Below are 21,760 nucleotides of genomic sequence, written 5' to 3' on the forward strand. Positions count from 1 at the left end.
GCGTGGCCCTGCCGGTGCGCGGGTAATCGCCGCCGGCCGCCGCGCCGGCGCTATGCCGTGCGGCGGCGGCGATCTACAATGGCCGTCGACGCGGGGCCGGCTGCGCCCGGCGGTGATCGAAGTCGCCGAATTCGCGTCACCAACGAAAACAGGATGCGCACGCCCGAGTGCGCACAACGGGAACCGAACATGCATCCGAGCGAGCACGCGGTCTGCGTAGCGATCAACGACAACAACCGCGCGTGGTATGAAATGCTCGTGCCGTTCCTGCTGTCGCTGCGGCAGACCGGCTACGACGGACGGATCGCGGTGATCGGCTACGGGCTGTCCGAACGCAAGCGGCAGATCCTCGCGAGCCAGTCGGTCGATGTGATCGACGCATCGAGCGCGTATGCACTGCCGGTGGGCCGCTTCATCGAGGCCGCCGGGTATTGCGCGCGCAATCCGCAGATCCGCAAGCTCGCGCTGTACGACGCCGACATCTGGTTCTGCGCGCCGCAGTTCGACCTGTTCTCGCAGATCGGCGACGACCGGATTCACGTGTGCCCCGACCCGCTGTTCTGCACGTTCGTCGTCACGCCGCTGATCGGCGAGCGGCGCGACCAGCACTGGCGTCTCGTCGTCGATGAAGTCACCGCACGCCACGGCGGTGCGCTGCAGGCCGGTCTCGTGGCCGGGACCGCCAACGCCTGGGCACGCTACGCGGACCACCTGCGCGACTGCATCGCGCGCGTCGGCACCGATTTCCAGGAATGTTTCGGGATCGACACGACGTTCCTGCATCTGTGGAGCGCACAAGGCGAAACGGCGCTGCTCGATCCGGTCCAGAACTTCGTCAGCAAGTACGGCATTCACGAGTCGTTCGACGCAGGCAGCGGCACGACGACGCTGTGTTACCAGGACGAACCGATCCGCGCGCTGCACATGACCGGCGACATTCGCTTCTTCGACCGCTGGCGCTACTACGCGAACCACACCGACGCCGCGCTGCGCGACGGCGCGCCGTTCGCGCTGTCGGACGGCACGCCGGCGCCCTCCGACGCGCTCGCCGCACGGATTGCCGCGGCGGACTACGTGCAATCGGCCGGGCTGACCGTTTCCGCGGCGGCGATCGAGGCAAGCGCCGGCGCGTACCTTCAGGTGATCGACGAACCGGGCGGCACGATGCTCGTCGGCAGCGGGAACCACGAAGTCGCGTTCACCGCGACCCGCGACATCGCGCGGCTGAACGTCTACGCCACGCACCCGTCCGGTTCGCCGTCGCCGTTGCTGTGCGAAGTGCTGGTCAGCGGGCAGGCGCAGCGCAAAGGCACCGAGCTGATGGCGCATTTCTGGTACCAGGTCGCGGCCGGCACCGTCATCACGCTGCGCGCGACGAGCCTCGGCGGCCAGCAGTGCAACGCGATCTGGCGGCTGCGCGAGGCGCCGGACATGCAGCAGTAGGCGCCGGGCCGCGGCCGGTCAACCGACTGCCGCCCACACCAGGTACGCATTCAACCCGACGATCACGACCGTCGCCGCGCCGGCGACGATCCGCAGCGGCATCCGCATCGCATAAGCGCCCATCACGTCCTCGCGCGCCGACAGCATCAACAGCGCGATCATCGGTATCGGCAACACGAAACTCAGCACGACCTGGCTCGCGACCATCGCGCGCGTGACGTCGCAGCCGAGCGCGACCACCACGAACGCGGGCGCGATCGTCACCGCACGCCGCACCCAGACCGACATGCGGCGGTGGATGAAGCCCTGCATCACGACCTGCCCGGCCATCGTGCCGACCACCGAGCTCGACACGCCCGACGTCAGCAGCGCGACGAGAAACAGTGCACCGGCCGCCGGCCCGAGCACCGGGATCAGCGTGTGATACGCGTCGCCGATGTCGGTCATGCCCGGCGCACTCGAATGGAACGCCGACGACGCCATCATCACCATCGCGAGATTCACGAACCCGGCGAGCCCGAGCGCGACGACGACCTCGCGGTTCGAGAAACGCACGAGCCGCCGCCGCTCCCCTTCGTCGCGCGGCGCGGTGCGATCCTGCGTGAGGCCCGAATGCAGATACAGCGTGTGCGGCATGATCGTCGCGCCGATGATCCCGACGGCGATCGTCAGCGCCGCGTGATCCGGAATCTGCGGGACGACCAGATGAAACGCGGCCGCATGCCAGTCCTGCGGCGCGATCAGCAGTTCGCCGAGATAACACGCGCCGATCACGCCGACCAGCGCCGCGATCGCGGCTTCCAGCGGCCGGAAGCCGCGCTTCTCGAGCGCCAGGATCGCGCAGGTCGCCAACGCCGTCGCGATCATCCCGGCAAACAGCGACAGGTGGCACAACAGCCCGAAGGCGAGCGCCCCGCCGAGGAATTCGGCAAGATCGGTCGCCATCGCGGCGATCTCCGACGCGATCCACATGCCCAACACGACCGGCGCGGGGAAACGGTCGCGGCACAGCTCGGCGAGATTGCGGCCGGTCACGATGCCGAGTTTCGCGGACATCGCCTGGAACAGCATCGCGATCGCGTTCGCGGCCAGCACGACCCACAGCAGCCGGTAGCCGTACGCAGCGCCGGCCTGGATGTTGGTCGCGAAGTTGCCGGGATCCATGTAACCGATCGACGCAATCACGGCCGGGCCGACGAACGGCAGCAGCGCGGCGACGCCGGTGCGGCGCCCTTCGAGCGCGGCGCGCGCCGCGCCATCGGTACGTTCGGGGGACAGGCCAGGCAGCGCGAAGCCACCGGCGGGTTTGCTCGGGACAGGAAGCATGGTGGAGTTTCCGTTCGAATGAGGAAGGCCGATTCGGGCGCGCGTGCCGCGGCCGGCATGCCGCCTGCCGGCCGCGGCTACGCGACCATCGCGTTACAGCGGCACGACGTCGGGACGATTGCGCGGAAACTGCGCGATCACGTCGGGCGCGACGTTCAGGTGCGCTTCGACGAGCTTCGGCGGCGTATGCGCGAGCCAGTCGGACAGCGACACCTCCGCGTAGCGGTCGGTCTTGAAGATCTCCAGGAACACGAGATCGGTCTTGCCGGTGTTCTGCACGTAGTGCCCGAGGCTCTTCTTCACATAGCCGACGTCGCCCGCGCGAAAGTCGGCCGTCTGCGCCTTCGGCCCCGTATCGAACACGGTCATCCGCGCCTCGCCCTGCAAGTAGTACTGCCATTCGTCCGCGTTCGGGTGCCAGTGCAGTTCGCGCATGCCGCCCGGATGCACGGTGACGAGCGCGGCCGCGACGGTCGTCGACACGTTGAAGTTGGTGCTGTCCGCGATCCGCACTTCGCCGCCGCGCGTTTTCCTGACCGGCTTCATGTCGCCGAGCGAGAAAATGAACGGATGCGGCGGCGCCCCGGCCGACGAAGCCGATGCGCGCTGCGCGTCCGCGAGCGGGCCCGGTTCGTCGCCCTGGAAGATCCACAGGTTGTCGAGCGGAACGTTCCTGAACGCATCGGCCGGTACGCCGAAGTTGAGCGCGAGCACGTCGGGCGGCGTATGCGCGACCCAGTCGGTCAGCAGCAGCGTGTTGAATTCCGATGCGCGGCCGTTGTCGAACGCGAGCAGGAATTCGGCGCCGTCGGTGCCGAGGCCCTGCAGCGAATGCGGCAGGCCGGGCGGGAAATACCAGAGATCGCCGGTCTTGACGTCCTGCACCGACGGCCGCCCGAGTTCGTCGAGCACCGTGATCCGGCACCGGCCGTCGAGCATGATCGCCCACTCGGCCTGCTGGTGCCAATGCATCTCGCGAATGCCGCCGCGCGTCAGGCGCATGTTCACGCCGGAAATGGTTTCGGAAATCGCAAAATCGTCCTGCGTGACTTCGCGCGCCCACCCGCCATTTTGAATGCGTTTATGGGCATTATTGAAAGACGCCCAGAATAATGGCATCCCGTTGATATCGGTGGCCGGCGGATCCTGAAAAGACGGAAACTGATTCGCGATTGCCGGATTTTTCGGCCCCGGGTCGGTCAGGCTTTGGCGGTTGAGCGCATTCACCGCGCCTTCCGGCGGGCGATCCGGATTGCCGAACGAAGCCGCCTTGGCGGATACCGCGATTCCTGCGGCGGCAATGGCGCCAGCCGTACCCGCCAGCATCTTGCGTCGAGAAAGATTCGTCATGATTTCCTCTTCATTCTTGCGATTAAGCGAATTCCCATTACGGAATACTTGCCGTTTTTCGGATTATCGAAAATCAAACATCCCGTCACGCAAGTTAAATACAATTCGACGGATAACTTAAATGAATTATCAACCTGAATTGATGATTTAATCTGATCGCCTTTAATTTTGTAATTATTGCGATGCAGCGGGATGGCAGGTGGCGACGGATTTCGGTGATTGAGGGATACGCTTGCGCCCGGTCGTGATGACATGCATTGCGACAACGCGGGATCGGGATACGATCCAGTCGATTCGGATCACTGATCGTATCGAGCGGGCCCGTACGGATGCCGATACGCCGGATACCGGTTACCGTGCCGCGACCGGAAGCGGTTCACTCCAGCGGCATCGCGTCGAGCCGTTGCGCGGCGAACCTCAAGCCGCCCAGAATCCGTTCCGCGACCCGCGCCGGAAAGCCGGGCGGCAACGCCGCGCCAACCGATTCGATCACATGCGGCGTCATCGCGACGAGCCGTTCGACGATCGGCGTCGCGATATCGCCGAGCAGGCAGTGCTCGGCCATCGCGCTGAAGTGCCGTCGCGTGATATCGCGCATCGCATAGTGCTTGCGCTTGCCGTGCACGGCCATCGCGAGCTTCGCCTTGTGCCACGACCACTGGTTCGCGCCGTCGCCTTCGACCGGCCAGATCGACATCACGTCGTAAAGCGGCGTCAGCCGGAAACGGCCGCCGGGCAGCAGGCGCAGGCTGAAGTTCTTCGCATGCCCGTCCGGTGCGGCGAGCATCCAGAACACGATCAGGGCGGCGAACAACGTGTCGAGATCCTCCCGCGCCGTTTCGGAACGGCGCAGGAGGCCGGCGAGATCGGGTACGCCGGGGCCGCCCTGCGACTCGTACTTCAGATGAGGCGGCACGCCGAGCGCCTGGCAGAAGTCCTCCTGCGGCAAGCGCAACAGCCACCCGCCATCGCGATGCAACGCACGATCGAAGCGTGCGACGGACAAAACCTTGTACGCGCCGAAACGCTCGATTTCCGCCTGCGCGCCCGGCAGGCCGAACGCGCGCAGGATCGCGAGGCACAACCACTCGTTCTCGACGGAGGCCGTCAGATCGGCCCGCTTGTTACCGACCAGCCCGAGCGGCAATTTCAGGATATGCGTCGTCGGCGTCGCGCCATGCGGGCGCATCCAGCGCCCGTCATGAAACAACAGTGCGGTCTTTTCCTGCGCGCCGGCCAGCGACAGCCGGAAATCGTCGTCGTCCCCGCCTGCCGTCGCCACCCCGCTCGCCTGATCGAGCACACGTGCCACGTCGTCGTCCGACAGCGGCGTACCGTCGATGCGATTCAGGCCGGCCGGCGCATCGTCCTCGCCGAGCAATTGCACCGCGCCGATGCAGTCGCGGCCGAGCGCGGCGAGCAGATCGAACGGCTCGGTCGTCGCCGTGCCGAACCGGGTGGCCAGGCGGCGCCGAATGGCATCGCTGTCCGGCAAGAGGTTGTCGAAGAAGTGATTCACGCGTTCGCCGCGCAGCGGTGCGTCGCCGACACCGAACGGCAGCGACAGCGATAACGGGCGGCCGACGGCCGATTGTTTCCAGCCGGCGTCGTACAGCAGTTCCATGTCGCCGCGTGCGGGAATCCGCCACGTGCCGACCCGCTGGCCGTTCGTCCAGATCGACAACGCGCGCGTGTGCGTTTTGCGTCCCATCGCTTACCACTCGACGTCGGCTGCGTCGCGCCCGTCCTTCGTGCGGATGCTGAGTTCGAGACCGTACAGCGCGGTCAGCTCGAGCAACTGGCTGAGCGACAGGCTTTCGGTACGCGTGGTTTCGAGCGACGACAGGCGCGACTGGCCCACGCCGATTCTCCCGGCCGCTTCCGCTTGCGTCAGGCCCTTTGCCTGACGCGCGGAAGACAGGATTTCGCCCAGTTGCGCGGGCGTATTGACGATGAAGTTCACGGCGTGGATCCCCGAGGACAATCAATGCAGTATATGCCTGACAGACATAAACGCAAATTATTCCTGTCAGACATAAACTCGAAATATGCCTGACAGACATAAATGCGCCCTGAAGTACCACCCCCCTCTAACGCGTTTTCGACCCTATCACCTATCCTCACACCATAGTTTTTCTCCGCTGGCGCGAATGATTTTGGCTTTGTTAGATGGATGACATTCGATCATCAGACGACAACGATCTAACAACCGATGACCTGCGCGTTCGCCCGTACCGTCGAATCCCGTTATGCCGAGCTGACGCCGACCGCCAAGCGCATCGCGAGCTACATGCTCGCGAACCTCGACCGGCTCGGGCTCGAAACGGCCGACCAGATCGCGCAGCAGGCCGGCACCAGCGGCATCTCGGTCGGGCGCTTCCTGCGCAGCGTCGGCTACCGCAATCTCGACGACCTGAAACGCGAACTGCGCGGCGGCGGCGATCGTCCGTGGATGATCACCGACCGGCTCGACGAATACCGCCGCGTCGCCGGCACGCAACCGGCCGAACGCAACGGCAACGCCAACGGCAGCGCCGGCACGCTCGCGTCGTCGCTCGAACGCGAACTCGATGCGATCCGGCACGTGTACCGGCTCGCCGAAGGCCCCGTGTTCGCGCAGGTCGCCGACCGGATCGCGCAGGCCGACGCGGTGTTCATCCTCGGCATCCAGTCGACGCGCGGGATCAGCAACGCCTTCAGCAGCTACCTCGAATACCTGCGCCCGCGCGTGTTCTATTCCGACGGCCAGTCGGGTTCGTACGTCGATTCGCTGAACTCCGAATTCGAGCGGCCGTACTGCATCGTCACCGATACGCGCGCGTATTCGCGCGGCGCGCGCCGCTATTGCCAGGCGGCCGCCGAGCGCGGGCAGCCATTCGCGCTGGTCACCGATCTGTCGTGCCCGTGGGCGCGCGACTGGCCGGCCGACTTGCTGCAGGTGAAGACCGACGTCGGCCAGTTCTGGGATTCGCTCGCGCCGCTCACCTGCCTGTTCAACCTGCTGATCACGGCCGTGGTCGACCGCCTCGGCCCCGCGATCGACCGGCGCGTCGCGCGCAACCGCGAACTGCAGCACACGTTCGACCAATTCGAATCCTGAGCGAGCCCGCCCTGCCGATGAACGATCACCGCCTCGTCGAAATCACGCCCGCTACGCATCGCGTCGACATCGATCTCGTCTACGCGACCGAGCGCAACCTGACCGGCAAGCCGATCTACCGCCACACGCACTGCCTGCTGCTGGCGCCGGCCGAAGCCGCGCTGCGCCGCGCAGTGGACATTGCGGCGCAAGCCGGCGTCACGCTGCGCATCTACGACGCCTACCGGCCGCCGCAAGCGCAGCAGGTGCTGTGGGATTTCCTGCCCGATCCGGACTTCATCGCCGATCCCGGCCGCGGCTCGAACCACAGCCGCGGCACCGCGCTCGACCTGACGCTCGTCGGCGCGGACGGCGAACCGCTCGACATGGGCACGGGCTTCGACGAGATGGTCGCCGCGTCGGGCCACTTCCACGCGGGGCTGCCGGAAGCCGTGCAACGCAACCGCCTGCTGCTGCTCGGCGTGATGCATGCGGCCGGCTTCGCGCACGACGACGACGAGTGGTGGCACTACGAACTGCCCGGCTCGCACGCGTTGCCGCAGATCGACAACGCGGCAAGCGGCCCGTGGCGCCTGATGTGATGGCCATACGCATTCCCCTCACCGTTCACGTTCGACGACTTCAACGACACATGGAGCGCAGATGAAACCCCTGACATCCCGGCTCGTCGCGGCGCTGGCCGCCGCATCCGTTCTCGCCGCCGTTCCGCTTTCCGCCGCGCACGCGGAAACGCCGAAGGACATGTTCGTGATGGCCACGCTGCTCGACGAATTCACGACGCTCGACCCGGGCGAGATCTACGAGCTGGTGCCGGAGGAATACGTCGCGAATACCTATGACCGGCTCGTGCGCGTCGACCTGCGCGATCCGTCGAAATTCAACGGCGACGTCGCGCAGTCGTGGACGGTGAGCACCGACGGGCTGACCTATACGTTCAAGCTGCGCCCCGGCCTCAAGTTCCACTCGGGCAACCCGTTGACGGCCGACGACGTCGCGTGGTCGATCCAGCGCGCGGTGCTGCTCGACAAGGGGCCCGCGGCCGTGCTGACCGGCATCGGCCTCACGAAGGCGAACGTCGCGGCGAACGTGAAGAAGCTCGACGACCTGACGGTGTCGGTCACGACCGACCGCAAGTACGCGCCGACCTTCGTGCTGAACGTGCTCGGCTCGTGGCCCGCGTCGGTGCTGGACAAGACGCTGCTGCTGTCGCATCAGCAAGGCGCCGACTTCGGCAATGCGTGGCTGAAGACCAACGAAGCCGGCTCCGGCGCGTACAAGCTGGTCAAGTGGGCGGCCGGCGACAGCATCGTGCTGCAGCGCTTCGACGGCTACCGGCTGCCGCTCGCGATGAAACGCATCGTGCTGCGCCACGTGCCAGAAGCCGCGAGCCAGCGCCTGCTGCTGGAAAACGGCGACGTCGACGCCGCGCGCGACCTGAGTCCGGACGATCTGGCATCGGTCGTGAAATCGGGCAAGGCGAAGGTTTCGGCTTCGCCGCAAGCGACGCTCCTGTATCTCGGCCTGAACACGAAGAACCCGACGCTCGCGAAGCCCGACGTGCAGGAAGCGCTGAAATGGCTCGTCGACTATGCGGGTATCCAGGGCAACGTCGTGAAGACGACCTACAAGGTCCACCAGACCTTCCTGCCCGAAGGCTTCCTCGGCACGCTGAACACGAACCCGTACAAGCTCGATATCGCGAAGGCGAAGGCGCTGCTCGCGAAGGCCGGCGTGCCGAACGGCTTTTCGGTGACGATGGACGTGCGCAACGACTATCCGTACACGGAGATCGCGCAGGCCGTGCAGGCGAACTTCGCGCAGGCGGGCATCAAGGTGCAGCTGATCCCCGGCGACAACAAGCAGACGCTCGCGAAATACCGCGCGCGCCAGCACGACATCTACATCGGCGAATGGTCGGCCGACTACATCGATCCGCACAGCAACGCGCAGGGTTTCGCGTGGAATCCGGACAACGCCGACAAGTCGAGCTATAAAATGCTGGCCTGGCGCAACAGCTGGAACATCCCGCAACTGACCAAGGAAACCGACACCGCGCTCGCCGAGCCGACCGCCGCGAAACGCGCGCAGCTGTATCAGACGATGCAGAAGGAAATGCTCGCGCGCTCGCCGTTCGTGATCATGTTCCAGAAAGTCGCGCAGGTCGCGACGCGGCCCGGCGTGAGCGGGCTCGAAGTCGGGCCGATCAACGATCTCGTGTCGTACCGCAACCTGAAGAAGCAATAAGATTCGCCGCATGTCGACTCCCGCCTCCTCCCTCGAAGCACTGCGCACGCTGCCCGCGCGGCGCCCGGCCGTCCGCTGGGCACTGCGCGTGCTGCGCTGGGCGCTCACGCTCGCCGTCACGTTCGCGGGGCTGCTCGCGCTGACGTTCGTGATCGGCCGCAAGGTGCCGATCGATCCCGTGCTCGCGATCCTCGGCGATCGTGCGTCGGCCGAGGCATACGCGGCCGAACGCATCGCGCTCGGGCTCGACAAGCCGCTCGTCACGCAATTCCTGATCTATGTACGCGACGTGCTGCACGGCAATCTCGGCGTATCGCTGCTGACGGCGAACCCGGTGCTCGACGATATCAAGCGCGTGTTCCCGGCCACGCTCGAACTCGCGACGATCGCGACGCTGATCGGCATCGCGATCGGCGTGCCGCTCGGCGTCGCGGCCGCCGTGAAGCACAACCGGCCGATCGATCACATCGCGCGCTTCGTCGGGCTGATCGGCAATTCGGTGCCCGTGTTCTGGCTCGGGCTGATGGGGCTGCTGCTGTTCTACGCGCGGCTGCACTGGGTCGGCGGGCCGGGCCGGCTCGACCCCGCGTACGACGGGATGGTCGACCCGCGCACGGGCAGCCTGCTGATCGACGCGGCGCTCGCGGGCGAGTGGGACGTGTTCCGCAACGCGGTGTCGCACATCGCGCTGCCGGCCGCGATCCTCGGCTACTACTCGGTGGCCTACCTGAGCCGCATGACGCGCTCGTTCATGCTCGACCAGCTGAGCCAGGAATACATCGTCACCGCGCGCGCGAAAGGCTTGTCCGAGCGGCGCGTGATCTGGCGGCATGCGTTCGGCAACATCGCGGTGCCGCTCTTGACCGTGATCGCGCTCACGTACAGCAACCTGCTCGAAGGCTCGGTGCTGACCGAGATCGTGTTCGCGTGGCCGGGGCTCGGCTCGTACCTGACCGGCGCGCTGCTGAACGCCGACATGAACGCGGTGCTCGGCGCGACGCTCGTGATCGGCGCGATGTTCATCACCGTCAACCTGCTGACCGACGCGCTGTACCGCGTGTTCGATCCGCGTGCGCGCTGAGGGCCGCCCCGACATGACCGCTTTCCCCCCGCTTCTTCCATCGTCCATGCCGAAGGTCGTCCAATCATGAACGCCGAGCGCCTCACGCTGCGCGCGTGGCTGCTGTCCGATGCGCCCGCGTCGCGCTCGCAGGCCGCACTCGGCCTCGCGTACCGACGCTGGCGCCGGTTCGCCACGAATCCGCTCAACCTGTTCGGGCTCGCGATCCTCGTCGCGCTGATCGTCGTCGCGATCGTCGGCCCGCTGATCATGCCGCACGACCCGCTGCGCCAGGTGCTGTCCGACCGGCTGCTGCCGCCCGGCTCGCCGTCGCACTGGTTCGGCACCGACCAGCTCGGCCGCGACATCCTTTCGCGGCTGATCGCCGGTTCGCGCCTGACGCTCGGCATCGCGCTGCTCGTCGTCGTGATCGTCGTGCCGATCGGCCTGCTGATCGGCACGACGGCCGGCTATTGCGGCGGCTTCGTCGACAGCGTGCTGATGCGCATCACCGACATCGCGCTCGCGTTCCCGAAGATCGTGCTCGCGCTCGCGTTCGCCGCCGCGCTCGGGCCTGGCGTGATCAACGCGGTCGTCGCGATCTCGATCACCGCGTGGCCTGCGTATGCGCGGCTCGCACGCGCGGAGACGATCCGTATCGCGCAGGCCGACTACATCCACGCCGCGCGGCTGCAGGGCGCGTCGGGCCCGCGCATCCTGCTGCGCTACATCATGCCGATGTGCATGTCGTCGGTGATCGTGCGCGCGACGCTCGACATGGCCGGCATCATCCTGACCGTCGCGGGCCTCGGCTTTCTCGGCCTCGGCGCGCAGCCGCCGAGCCCCGAGTGGGGCTTCATGGTCGCGTCGGGCCGCAACGTGCTGCTCGACGCCTGGTGGGTCGCGACGCTGCCCGGCATCGCGATCCTGCTCGTGAGCCTCGCATTCAACCTGCTCGGCGACGGGCTGCGCGACGTTTTCGATCCCCGCCATGGAGCATGACATGCCGATGCATTCCGCCACCGCGCCCGCGCCGCTCTGCGAGATCGACGGGTTGAAGATCGGCTTTCGCGGCCACGACGGCGTCGTCACCGACGCCGTGCGCGACCTGTCGCTGACGCTCGCGCCCGGCGAACGGCTCGGCATCGTCGGCGAATCCGGCTCCGGCAAATCGCTGACGGGCCGCGCGCTGCTCGGCCTGCTGCCCGACGCCGCCCGCTGGTCGGCACGCACGATGCGCTTCGCGGGCCGCGACCTGCTCGCGATGTCGCCGCGCGACCGCCGGCAGCTGTGCGGCAGCCAGATGGGCATGATCCTGCAGGATCCGAAGTATTCGCTGAACCCGGTGATGACGGTCGCCAAACAGATGGGCGAGGCGTTCCGGCTGCACGAGCCCGGGCTGCGCGGCCGCGCGCTGCGCGAACGGATCGTCGATGCGCTCGAGGCCGTGCAGATCCGCGACCCGGCGCGCGTCGCCGATGCGTATCCGCACGAGCTGTCGGGCGGCATGGGCCAGCGTGTGATGATCGCGATGATGGTGTCGACCGGCCCGCAACTGCTGATCGCCGACGAGCCGACGTCCGCGCTCGACGTCGCGGTGTCGATGCAGGTGCTCGCGGTGCTCGACGCGATGATCGCGCGCCACGACACGGGCCTGATGTTCATCAGCCACGACCTGCCGCTCGTGATGTCGTTCTGCGACCGCGTCGCGGTGATGTATGCGGGCCGCGTGGTCGAAACCTGCGCCGCGCGCGACCTGCGCAACGCATCGCATCCCTATACGCGCGGGCTGCTCGCGGCGAACCCGCCGCTCGCGAACCCGCCCGACGAACTGCCGGTGCTGCGCCGCGATCCGGCGTGGCTCGAGCCCGCCGACCGACAGGAGGCCGCACGATGATCGACGTCGATCACGCTTCGATCCGTTTCCCGACCCGCACGGGTCACGTCGACGCCGTGCGCGACGCGAGCTTCGCGGTGCGCGACGGCGAAGTGTTCGGGCTCGTCGGCGAATCCGGTTCCGGCAAGTCGACACTGCTGCGCGCGCTGACGGGCCTCGTGCCGCTCGCGTCCGGCAGCCTGTCGATCGACGGCCGGCCGGTCGGCGGCACGCCCGATCGCGCGTTTCGCCGCCACGTGCAGATGGTGTTCCAGGATCCGTACGCGTCGCTGCATCCGCGCTTCACGGTCGACCAGACACTGCGCGAGCCGCTGTCGATCCATGCGATCGGCGACGCCGATGCACGCATTGCCCGCGCGCTGTCCGAAGTCGGGCTCGGCCCCGCGTTCCGTTTCCGCTATCCGCACCAGTTGTCGGGCGGCCAGCGGCAGCGCGTCGCGATCGCGCGTGCTCTGATCGTCGAGCCGCGCGTGCTGCTGCTCGACGAACCGACATCGGCGCTCGACGTGTCGGTGCAGGCCGAGATCCTGAACCTGCTGCGCCGCCTGCATCGCGAACGCAAGCTGACGATGATCCTCGTGAGCCACAACCTCGCGGTGATCGGCTTCCTGTGCCAGCGCGTCGCCGTGATGCAGCAGGGCGAGATCGTCGAGCAGCTCCGGGTCGAGGACGTGCGCGCCGGGCAGGTTGCGCGCGACTACACGCGCACGCTGCTGAATGCGACCGAAGGTTATCGCCGTCTCGACCCGGTGGCCGGCGCGCCGGCCGCCTGACATCTGCGCGACGCGCCGGCATGCGATACTCGGCACGCCACGCGCCGGCCAGGCCGCCGCATGGAACCCTTGTGCGTCGCACGGGTCAACTTCCTTTCGTCAACAGCTCAACCGCAATAGGGAGGCGTTCATGCTGCAATTCATCGAAACCCTGGTCGTCGGGCTCATCGTCGGCCTCCTCGCCCGCGCGCTCAAGCCCGGCGACGACAAGATGGGCATCGTGATGACAACCGTGCTCGGCATCGTCGGCTCGCTGGTCGCCGGCTACGTCGGCCGCGCAGCCGGCTGGTACGCGCCGGGCCAGGGCGCAGGCTGGATCGCATCGATCATCGGCGCGATCGTGCTGCTCGTCGTCGTCGGTGCGATTCGCAAGCGCGCGGGCTGAACCCCGCACGCATCGCTTCAACGCAAAACGGCCGCTCATGACTGAGCGGCCGTTTTGCTTTCCGGGCAGCGCAAGGCCGTTGCCCGCGCAACGGTCACGGCGGCCGTTCGTCCCGCGATCCTATCCCACCCGGCATTTCCCCGACTTGCAGTCGCGCAGATTCGGCCTACATTGGTTGATGCAATTCGCGGTCATTTGCTTATTACCTTTATTTCCGTTTTTTGATTCAAGAGGTCCGATGGTTTTGCCGTTTACGCATACAGCACCGCAGCGTTGACGGACTGCCACCCGAGCGGCCCCGCTGCGACGCGCTTCCTCTCTGGAGCCTGTCATGAAGCATCGCCTGTTCGCCGCCTCGTTCGTCGTGGCTGCCTCGCTTCTGGCCACGTCCTCGTCCTTTGCCGGTGGCACGTCCGGCATCATTCACTTCTCCGGCATGATCGTCGAGCCACCCTGCTCGTTCGCGCTCGATACGGCCGATGCCGCTCACGCACACGTACGCGCCGACTGTCCGCGCCCTGCCAGCGGACAAGTCGCGTTCGTCGATGCGGCAAGCCTGCGCACGATCAAGACCACGACCTTTACGCAGGCCTCGCGCGCAATCGTTTTACCTGACCGTCCGGGCAGCGATCATGCACCGATGATCGCCGTCGTGACGTACCAGTAGAGCCCGCTGCCGGAGGCGCCCGCGCCGAGGCCGCGCGTCAGTCGCGATGACGCGCGATCCAGTCGCTGAACGCGCGGATCTTCTGCTGGCTGCCGATGGTCTCGGGATACACGAAGAAGTATCGCGCGCCGGTTTCGAGCACGATGTCGAATGGCCGTTCGAGCCGGCGTGCGCTGACGTCGTCGTCGACGAGCGTCACGTCGCCGATCGCGACGCCGAAACCCTGCATTGCCGCGTTCGTCGCGAGATCGAGCGTATCGAACGTCGGCCCGCGCGCGGGATCGACGCCGCGCTCGCCCGCATGATCGAGCCATGCACGCCAGTCTCGATGGTCGCGCGTCGGATGCAGCAGCGTGTGACGTGCGAGATCGCCGACCGCATCGAGCGGCGACGCCTGCCGCAATTCGGGCGAACAAACGGGCGTGAGCCGCTCGTCGAACAGCGGCAGCGCAAATACGCCCGGGCCCGGCGACGTGCCGTAGACGATCGCCGCATCGAACGGCTCGGTCGAGAAATCGACGACGTGCTGCCACGCGGTCGTGATCTGCACATGGAGATCGGGGTGCTCGCCCTGGAAACGCATGATGCGCGGCAGCATCCAGCGCATCACGCAGGTCGGCACCTTCAGCGCGAGATCGGTGCGCTGCCGCGTGAGCCTCATCGAGATGTCCTCGATCCGCGCGAAGCTCTCGTTGACGACCGGCAGCAGCTGCTCGCCCTCCGCCGTCAGCGTCAGGCCCTTCGCATGCCGCTTGAACAGCGGAAAGCCGTAATGCGCCTCCAGCGTCTGGATCTGCCGGCTCACCGCGCCCTGCGTGATGCACAGCTGCTCGGCCGCGCGCGTGAAGCTGCGGTGGCGAGCCACGGTCGAGAAGATCTGCAGCGCGTGCAGGGGCGGAAGTCGGCGCATGGCGAACGGAAACGGAAAAACGGCGCGGAAGGACCGCGCGCCGACACCGGCGCGCGCAGACCGACACGATAAGCCAAACGCCCGCTTTGCGCGAGCCGCCGGACGCTCAGGCCGTCGCGGTCAGCGCACCGGCCGCGATGCGCGCCGCCGACGCGACGACGTCCGCGCGGGCCGCCGCGTCGGCCTGCTGCTGCGTGAACGACACGGCCATCACGATCGGCGCGCGCGACGGTGGCCACAGCACCGCGATGTCGGTCGTCGTGCCGTAACCGCCGGTACCGGCCTTGTCCGCGATGCGCCAGCCCGGCGGCACGCCCGCCGCGATGCCGGTCGCGCCGCGCGCGCCGCCGACCATCCAGTCGGTCAGCTGCGTGCGCTGCGGCTCCTGCAGCGTATTGCCGAGCAGCAGCCGCTGCAGCGTGTCGACCATCGCGACCGGCGTCGACGTGTCGCGTTCGTCGGCGGGCGCGGCCTTGTTCAGTTCGGGCTCCCAGCGATCGAGGCGAAACGTCGTGTCGCCGCTCTCGCGCGCGAACGACGTGACGGCCTGCGGGCCGCCGAGCACGCCCATCAGCAGGTTGCCCGCGCCCTTGTCGCCCGCTTGCAGCATCGCCTCGCACAGCTGCGCGATCGTCATGCCCGTGTCGACGTGGCTTTCGGTAATCGGCGAGCCCGACACGACTTCATAGCGGCGATACAGGATGCGGCGCGGCAGCAGCGACGCGTCGAGCGAACCGCGCGCGAGTATCGCGGCGGCCGCCATGACGGCATACGTGCCGCACAGCGGGAAGCGTTCGCGTGCGTGGTGGGCGATGCGCACGCCGTTCGACGTGTCGAGCGCGGCGACGCCGAGCCGGCCGTTCGATGCTTTTTCGAGCGCGGCCAGTTCGGCTTGTGCGGTGTGGGCGCGCCCCTGGTCGGCGACCGGCGCGGACGTGCACGCGGCGACGAACGGCGCGGCGACGGCGGCAAGCAACAGCGAGCGGCGTGTCGGAGAGTGTTCCATGAATGAGGTGTGTTCTGTCGGAAACGGTGGCACGAAGCGACGCGGGCGCGCCTCGGCGAAGCGCGCCCGTTCACGCCGACGGCCGGCCCGCGACGGCATTCGCCGCGCATCCCCGTAAGACGCCCGTCGGCCCCGCAATGCGCGGGACTCGCATGAACAGGCCCTAGCGTAGCAGCGACCGCCGCCACGTTCCAGCAAAACGGCCCTGCTTCACCCTTGCGACGAAGGCAGGTACGGCATCGGATTCACGGGCTTGCCGTCGCGCCGCACCTCGAACAGCAGCGCGACGCGCGAGTTGTCGAGGTCGCCCATCTCGGCGATCTCGTCGCCCTGGCGCACGATGTCGCCCGTCTTCACGAGCAGCTTGCGGTTGTGTGCATACGCGGTCAGGAAATCCGCGTTGTGCTGGACGATGATCAGGCTGCCGTAATCGTTCAGGCCGGTGCCCGCATACATCACGCGGCCGTCGGCCGCGGCGCGCACGGGGTCGCCCGGCCGGCCGGCGATCTGGATGCCGCGGTTCTGCCCCGGCCGGAACCCCTCGACGATCTTGCCGCTGGCGGGCCACTTGAGCGCGACGCCGCCCGCATGACGTTTCGTTTCCTTGACGACCTGGCGATCGTTCGCGTTCGATGCGGTGGCTTGCGACGTTGCATGACTATCCGCGGCCCCGTTGCCCGCGGCCGTTTGCGTACCGGCCGCGCCCGCCGGCGGCAGCGGCTGCTGTTTGACGATGCGCAGCACCTGCCCCATCCGCAGCCTGCCGTTCGCGGTCATCTTGTTCCAGGTGCGCAGGTCGGCAACGCTGCAGTCGTTCGCGGACGCGATGCCCGACAGCGTGTCGCCACGCTTCACGACGTACTTCTGCGCGACGAGAATCGGCGCCGGCGGCAACGCGGCGGACACGGTAGCCGACGGCGCAGCAGCCGGCTGGCCCGACGACGAGCCCGCCAGCGTATCGCTCGGCGGGACGGACTGCGTGCCTGCACAACCGGCCATGACGAGCACGGCTGCCAGGCCTGGCAGCCACGCCGCGTTGCGGTAAATCTCGCGCGTTTTCATGGACGATCCGACTCCGGTTTGACAATCTTTCAAGCATCTCAAAAACGGAACGGCCGACGTGTAACCGGATGCAAACAATGATGACAAACGATCACGAACCGGATGCCGGCCGGCATACGCTACCGGTAATACGGTCCGATTCAGAAAAACTTGATGGTCTTTTTGCAGGAAGGCGGAAGAATTTTCGTCGATAAAAACTATGACAGATTTGTTTCAATAGACGCGAATCGACACTCAGCGCAACCATCGGACGAATTCGGAACAGGCCCACGCGATGCCGACGCACAGGAACAGCAGATGCAACGCGATCTTGAACGACACGCCCCACGACGAATCGATCTGCATGACAGGCTCCCCGGTTGATGTGCATTCATGATCGGCCATCGATCGCGCCCCGAAAATGCGGAACCGGCGAATCGGGTCTCAGGCTGAGCCTGAGACCGGCGCGGCGGTTCCTGCTAACTTATCGGCCATTCAACGCCTTCACTCCCGGCCCATCATGCGCTTCGACCTGACCGACCTGCGGCTCTTCCTGAACATCTGCGAGGCCGGCACGATCACGAGCGGCGCCGAGCGCACGCACATCACGCTGCAGGCCGCGAGCGAACGCATTCGCGGCATGGAGGACGAGCTTGGCGTGCCGCTGCTGCACCGGACCAAGTCGGGTGCGCAGGCGACCGACGCGGGCCGCGCGCTCGAACACCACGCGCGCACCGTGCTGCAGCAGATCGACCACATGCGTGGCGAACTGCAGCAATACGGCCAGGGGCTGCGCGGCCATATCCGGCTGCTGTGCAACACGGCTTCGCTGAGCGAATACCTGCCCGACGCGCTGGCCGATTACCTGCCGCACCATCCGAAGCTGTCGATCAGCGTCGAAGAGCGCTCGAGCCAGGAGATCGTGCATGCGATCCGCAACAAGACGGCCGAGGTCGGCATCGTCGCCGATTCGGTCGGGCTCGGCGGGCTCGAGCAGAAGCCGTTCCGCGAGGACTGGCTGATCGTCGTCGTGCCGGCCGCGCATCCGCTGGCGTCGCACCGGAAAGTCGCGTTCGACGACATCGCCGGCGAGGATTTCATCGGCCTCACCGACGGCAGCGCGCTGCAGGTGCATCTCGCCGACCAGGCGCGCGCGCTCGGCAAGCGGATCCGTTATCGCGTCCAGCTGAAGAGCTTCGATGCGATCTGCCGCGTGATCGCGAGCGGCGTGGGCATCGGCATCGTGTCGCGGCATGCGGCCGAGCGCGCGATGCAGACGATGGACGTGCGGCTCGTCGAGCTGTCCGATCCGTGGAGCCACCGGAATCTGACACTGTGCGCGCGGTCGTTCGATGCGCTGCCGAAATACACGCGGGAGTTCGTCGCGTTTCTGTCCGGCGCGACACCGTCGCGGTGACGCGCGCCGCATCGTCGATATACGGAGGCATGACCATGACCGAAACCGATCTCGCCACCCGCTATCGCGCGTATATCGACTGCCTGAACCGCCAGGACTGGCCGGCGCTCGGCGAGTATGTGTCCGACGACGTGATCCACAACGACCGGCCGCTCGGCCTCGCCGGCTACCGCGCGATGCTCGAGCAGGACTACCGCGACATTCCCGATCTCCGCTTCGACATCCGGTTGCTCGCGTGCGAGCCGCCGCGTGTCGCGTGCCGGCTGCGCTTCGCCTGTTCGCCGAAGGGGACGTTCATGGGGCTCGCTGTCGACGGCCGGAAGGTCAGCTTCGCCGAGAACGTGTTCTACGAATTTCATGACGGCAAGATCCGCCAGGTCTGGTCGGTGATCGACAAGGCGGCGATCGAGGCGCAGCTTTAGCCCCGTCGCGGCGGCCGCTCGCCGGTCGCGACCGACACACCGATACCCGTCGTGATACGCCTCGATCCTTATGGATAACGTTTTCTCTCGCCATCCACCTTAAGCAAGTCGACATTCAGCCCTGCCGTCTGCCGCTCCAGCGCACGCCACCCGCACAATACCCGCTCACTCATCGCGAGAATTTCGCGCGATTCCCGCGCGTTTCTGGTCAGAACTTCTCCCTCTTCATTCCCACTATCCGGGTTTTCACCGGCGCATCCTGCGTGAAAGATCATTGACATCGCGTCGCTGGATGCCTAAATTTGGAAAACGTTTTCCAATGCTTCAGCGCGACGCCGGTCACGGCCCGCGCAGGGGGAACGCTTGCCCGCTCGAGTTGTGATTCAGGCCGTCCGCCTTCAGGGATCAGGGTTTCAAGGCAACGGTCGGGTACGGGCATCGAGCGCGGCAACGGTCACACCCGCCCGTCCTTCATCACTATTCAAAACTGGAGACACAATGCATCCGCGCAGCAGATTCGCGCTCGGCGCCGCGCTCAGCGCCCTTTCCGTCGTGTTCGTCAGCGCGTGCGGCGGCAACGACGTGACCGACACGCCACCGTCATCGCCGCCCCCGTCCACGACACCGACGCTCGCAGCGAACTCGCTGCAGGCGCTCGTCTACGGCGCGCCCGACACGAGCGTGCCGGCCGGCACGAACATTCCGGTCACGATGATGGGCCAGATGCGCGCGCTGTTCGACCTGATCCGGAAATCGCCCGACTTCACGCAGGTCGTGATGGATCTCGGCGACGGTACGCCCGTCCACGTGCTCGACACGAACACCGGCGACAAATTCCTGCCCGGCAAGCTCGCGCTCGGCCTGTCGTACATCCTGATCGACATGAAGTCGAAGAACGACCCGCAGTACGCGAGCTACCTCGCGACGTACCAGACGATCACGACCGCGATGATGGCGCAGTCGGGCGGCAACTACACGTATGCGAACACGTCGTGGGGCGAGTACTACTACCTCGTCGCGCTGAACAACCTGAAGGCGCACGGGATGCTCAACGAAGTCTTCAGCGACGCGATGCTCGCGACGCTGCAGCAGCGCCTCACCTTCTGCGACATGTTCGGCCCCGATGCGAGCGGCAAGACCAGTACGTGCCCGGCCGCCGGCACGCCGATCGACATCGCCTCGCTCAACACCGCGCAGAATTACTATGCGGTGTCCTACGGAATTGCCGGGCTGCGCCAGAAGCTCGGCTGGAGCAGCCCGACGTTCGCGTCGAAGACCGATCCGTCCGTCGCGACGATGGGCGCGCGCGACGCGCTGCTGTACACGCTGACGAACCACATCCGCAACGACTCGTCGGGCGGCTTCTCCGATGAAGCGTCGAACACGCACACGACCTACTACGACCAGGCGCGCTTCGACCGCTACAGCACGCTGCTGATCGGCGAAGTGGTCGAGCGCACGTTCGAGATGGACAACGTGGCGAATCTCACGCCCGAACTGAAGGGCTATCTGCGCAAGTCGGTCGACCTGATCCTGCCGCAGCTGAACGCCAACGGCCAGGGCTTCAACTACGGCCGCTCGATCGGCCCGTACGGCGATTCCGCATTCATGGAAGTGCTGACGGCCGCCGCCAACGCCGGCGTGCTGACCGACCAGGAGAAGCAGGTCGCGTATGCGTTCATCTACCAGGCCGCGCATCGTTTCGACACGTACTGGTACGACCCGTCGCTGCCGACGCCGTCGGTGAACATGTGGGTCAAGGGCCGCGGCACCGACGCGTATCGAGGCAAGCCGCGCGTGATGGGCGAGAACTTCAGCCTGCTGCACCAGTACCTGTATGTGAACGCGTGGTGGAACAAGCTCGGCTTCGGCGGAAAGGCGCCGATGGCCGATGCGGACTACGGCACATGGCTCGACGCGCTGCCGCGCTACACGCTCACCTGGTACAACCAGCCGACCGATGCCGCCCATCCGTACAGCGCCGCGCTGCTCACCGTGCGCGACGGCCGGCGCGTGATCAACCTGAACCTGAGCCAGGCGCCCGACTACAACTCGTACACGCCGTACTACCCGGTACCGTTCTCGGACAAGCTGATCTACGGCACGACCGATCTCGGTTATGCGCTGCTGGTGCCGCAGGTGACGTACAACGCGAAGACGTACATTCCCGTCACGTACTACAAGAACCTGAACGTGCAGCAAAGCAACGGCCAGGTGATCGTGTCGTTCGATACGACGAAGTTCCGTCTCGCATCGAAGAACGCGGCATACACGACGGATCTCGACCTGCAGGTGCATACGGTGCTGACGTTCGCGCACGGCACCGTCTCGCGCAGCGATACGCTGAGTTCGGGCACGCTCACGGGCAACCTCGCGGTCGAGACGGACTTCACGTCGTTCGCTGATTTCGCGTCGACGCAGGCCAACGGCGACGGCGTGTCGGTGACTTACGCGAACAGCGCCGCGACCGGCTACGCGGCATCCGGGTTCGACACCTGCGCGCTGTCCGCCTTCGACACGGCGAACGGCACGACGAACCCGCTGTCGACGACGCCGATCGGCCAGCTGCATTCGAACTTCGCGTGCACGACGAAGCCGTTCGCACTCGGCGCAGGCACGACGCGCACGTTCGGGTGGTCGCTGAAGTACGCCGATCCGGCCTGAGCCGTGTGATGCAAGCCATCTGATCCACGCTATGTGAACACGCCCGAAGCCGGTC

At 66.7% G+C, this 21,760-nt stretch carries 21 protein-coding genes; 14 read left to right on the top strand and 7 right to left on the bottom strand.

What is annotated here, in order from left to right:
* The first annotated feature begins 189 nt into the window (after positions 1–189).
* Entirely contained in the window at positions 190–1,443 is a 1,254-nt protein-coding gene (locus HWX87_RS26555; protein WP_176050054.1) for a hypothetical protein, read from the top strand.
* An 18-nt stretch (positions 1,444–1,461) separates the two neighbouring features.
* Here the strand turns inward: HWX87_RS26555 and HWX87_RS26560 are convergent, their stop codons facing one another.
* Positions 1,462–2,769 (bottom strand): Nramp family divalent metal transporter, encoded by a 1,308-nt coding sequence (locus HWX87_RS26560; RefSeq protein WP_176050055.1) that lies wholly within the window; start codon positions 2,767–2,769, stop codon positions 1,462–1,464.
* Positions 2,770–2,862: 93 nt separating this feature from the next.
* Positions 2,863–4,095, bottom strand: a complete 1,233-nt coding sequence (locus HWX87_RS26565; protein WP_244137772.1) for an oxalate decarboxylase family bicupin — start codon at positions 4,093–4,095, stop codon at positions 2,863–2,865.
* Here HWX87_RS26565 and HWX87_RS38115 point away from each other — a divergent pair.
* On the top strand, positions 3,976–4,257 hold the full coding sequence (locus HWX87_RS38115; RefSeq protein ID WP_244137775.1) for a hypothetical protein: 282 nt from the start codon (positions 3,976–3,978) through the stop codon (positions 4,255–4,257). The genes HWX87_RS26565 and HWX87_RS38115 overlap by 120 nt on opposite strands.
* 238 nt (positions 4,258–4,495) lie before the next feature.
* Here the strand turns inward: HWX87_RS38115 and HWX87_RS26570 are convergent, their stop codons facing one another.
* Positions 4,496–5,830, bottom strand: a complete 1,335-nt coding sequence (locus HWX87_RS26570) for a type II toxin-antitoxin system HipA family toxin (RefSeq protein WP_176050057.1) — start codon at positions 5,828–5,830, stop codon at positions 4,496–4,498.
* Positions 5,831–5,833: 3 nt separating this feature from the next.
* Positions 5,834–6,082: a helix-turn-helix transcriptional regulator gene (locus HWX87_RS26575; protein ID WP_176050058.1), complete on the bottom strand. Its 249-nt coding sequence runs from the start codon at positions 6,080–6,082 to the stop codon at positions 5,834–5,836.
* Between the two features lie 249 nt (positions 6,083–6,331).
* Between HWX87_RS26575 and HWX87_RS26580 the strand changes: the two genes are divergently transcribed.
* The 9 genes from HWX87_RS26580 to HWX87_RS26620 all read left to right on the top strand — a co-directional run bounded on the left by HWX87_RS26580 (position 6,332) and on the right by HWX87_RS26620 (position 14,245).
* Positions 6,332–7,219: a MurR/RpiR family transcriptional regulator gene (locus tag HWX87_RS26580; protein WP_176050059.1), complete on the top strand. Its 888-nt coding sequence runs from the start codon at positions 6,332–6,334 to the stop codon at positions 7,217–7,219.
* Positions 7,220–7,236: 17 nt separating this feature from the next.
* On the top strand, positions 7,237–7,800 hold the full coding sequence (gene ddpX, locus HWX87_RS26585; protein ID WP_176050060.1) for a D-alanyl-D-alanine dipeptidase: 564 nt from the start codon (positions 7,237–7,239) through the stop codon (positions 7,798–7,800).
* A gap of 61 nt (positions 7,801–7,861) precedes the next feature.
* On the top strand, positions 7,862–9,463 hold the full coding sequence (locus tag HWX87_RS26590; RefSeq protein ID WP_176050061.1) for an ABC transporter substrate-binding protein: 1,602 nt from the start codon (positions 7,862–7,864) through the stop codon (positions 9,461–9,463).
* A 10-nt stretch (positions 9,464–9,473) separates the two neighbouring features.
* Positions 9,474–10,544, top strand: a complete 1,071-nt coding sequence (locus HWX87_RS26595; protein WP_176050062.1) for an ABC transporter permease — start codon at positions 9,474–9,476, stop codon at positions 10,542–10,544.
* 66 nt (positions 10,545–10,610) lie between these two features.
* On the top strand, positions 10,611–11,525 hold the full coding sequence (nikC, locus tag HWX87_RS26600; RefSeq protein WP_176050063.1) for a nickel transporter permease: 915 nt from the start codon (positions 10,611–10,613) through the stop codon (positions 11,523–11,525).
* Between the two features lies 1 nt (position 11,526).
* Positions 11,527–12,420 (top strand): ABC transporter ATP-binding protein, encoded by an 894-nt coding sequence (locus HWX87_RS26605; RefSeq protein WP_176050064.1) that lies wholly within the window; start codon positions 11,527–11,529, stop codon positions 12,418–12,420.
* Positions 12,417–13,193 carry an ABC transporter ATP-binding protein gene (locus tag HWX87_RS26610; RefSeq protein ID WP_176050065.1) on the top strand — a complete coding sequence of 259 codons (777 nt, stop codon included), beginning with the start codon at positions 12,417–12,419 and terminating at the stop codon, positions 13,191–13,193. The genes HWX87_RS26605 and HWX87_RS26610 overlap by 4 nt, the downstream gene beginning before the upstream one ends.
* 130 nt (positions 13,194–13,323) lie before the next feature.
* The gene (locus tag HWX87_RS26615; RefSeq protein ID WP_176050066.1) at positions 13,324–13,578 is read left to right on the top strand and encodes a GlsB/YeaQ/YmgE family stress response membrane protein; all 255 of its coding nucleotides are present in this window, start codon (positions 13,324–13,326) and stop codon (positions 13,576–13,578) included.
* Positions 13,579–13,909: 331 nt separating this feature from the next.
* Positions 13,910–14,245: a type 1 fimbrial protein gene (locus HWX87_RS26620; protein ID WP_176050067.1), complete on the top strand. Its 336-nt coding sequence runs from the start codon at positions 13,910–13,912 to the stop codon at positions 14,243–14,245.
* Positions 14,246–14,282: 37 nt separating this feature from the next.
* Here HWX87_RS26620 and HWX87_RS26625 read toward each other — a convergent pair whose 3' ends face one another.
* The 3 genes from HWX87_RS26625 to HWX87_RS26635 all read right to left on the bottom strand — a co-directional run bounded on the left by HWX87_RS26625 (position 14,283) and on the right by HWX87_RS26635 (position 17,223).
* Complete coding sequence (locus tag HWX87_RS26625) at positions 14,283–15,155, bottom strand: LysR substrate-binding domain-containing protein (protein WP_176050068.1); 873 nt, start codon at positions 15,153–15,155, stop codon at positions 14,283–14,285.
* 106 nt (positions 15,156–15,261) lie between these two features.
* Entirely contained in the window at positions 15,262–16,161 is a 900-nt protein-coding gene (bla, locus tag HWX87_RS26630; protein WP_176050069.1) for a class A beta-lactamase, read from the bottom strand.
* 210 nt (positions 16,162–16,371) lie between these two features.
* On the bottom strand, positions 16,372–17,223 hold the full coding sequence (locus tag HWX87_RS26635; RefSeq protein WP_176050070.1) for a peptidoglycan DD-metalloendopeptidase family protein: 852 nt from the start codon (positions 17,221–17,223) through the stop codon (positions 16,372–16,374).
* A 499-nt stretch (positions 17,224–17,722) separates the two neighbouring features.
* On the opposite strand from HWX87_RS26635, the gene HWX87_RS26640 reads away from it, so the two are divergent.
* From HWX87_RS26640 to HWX87_RS26650, 3 genes are all read left to right on the top strand, one after another.
* On the top strand, positions 17,723–18,619 hold the full coding sequence (locus HWX87_RS26640; RefSeq protein ID WP_176050071.1) for a LysR substrate-binding domain-containing protein: 897 nt from the start codon (positions 17,723–17,725) through the stop codon (positions 18,617–18,619).
* A 35-nt stretch (positions 18,620–18,654) separates the two neighbouring features.
* The gene (locus HWX87_RS26645) at positions 18,655–19,041 is read left to right on the top strand and encodes an ester cyclase (RefSeq protein ID WP_176050072.1); all 387 of its coding nucleotides are present in this window, start codon (positions 18,655–18,657) and stop codon (positions 19,039–19,041) included.
* Positions 19,042–19,539: 498 nt separating this feature from the next.
* On the top strand, positions 19,540–21,705 hold the full coding sequence (locus HWX87_RS26650) for a hypothetical protein (protein WP_176050073.1): 2,166 nt from the start codon (positions 19,540–19,542) through the stop codon (positions 21,703–21,705).
* The last annotated feature ends 55 nt before the right edge of the window (positions 21,706–21,760 follow it).

Source organism: Burkholderia sp. BCC1644 (assembly GCF_902833225.1).
Classification (GTDB): Bacteria; Pseudomonadota; Gammaproteobacteria; order Burkholderiales; family Burkholderiaceae; genus Burkholderia.